The sequence below is a fragment of the Streptomyces sp. SID11385 genome (genome assembly GCF_010548245.1).
GTDB lineage: Bacteria > Actinomycetota > Actinomycetes > Streptomycetales > Streptomycetaceae > Streptomyces.
The window spans coordinates 1-407 of record NZ_JAAGLR010000678.1; the positions used below are offsets into that span (position 1 = coordinate 1).

Below are 407 nucleotides of genomic sequence, written 5' to 3' on the forward strand. Positions count from 1 at the left end.
GATCACCGGGACCCGGCTCGCCGCAACGTCGATTCCCGCGAATTTCAAGGAACTCCAGAGTGCCGTCGATGCCGGACGGATGCACGAACTCGACCAGAAGAGCGTGGTGAAGCAGGCGCTCTGGGCGCTGGCGGGGGAGCTGGGCCTGGTGAAGCTCCCCGCCGCCCAGGCGGGCCGGGAGAAGTACCGGGGCGACCGCGGCTCGATCGGCCGCCCGCGCAGGCGGGGCGAGACCGCCGGCCGTGGCAGAACCGACTGAGGGGGTGGGCGCATCCATGGCAACCACGCGGACGGCGGCGGCGGACACCGGCACGGGCGGGGGCATAGGCCGGGGTACGGGCCGAGGCGGGGGTACGGGCAGAGCCGCGGGCTCGGGCGGGAGGCGTGACCGCTATGGGGGCCGGGGC

At 74.7% G+C, this 407-nt stretch carries 1 pseudogene; it reads left to right on the plus strand.

The features are described 5' to 3' along the window. Positions 1-259, plus strand: a pseudogene (locus G3I42_RS20535) (septum formation initiator); the annotation flags it as partial. Positions 260-407: the final 148 nt, after the last annotated feature.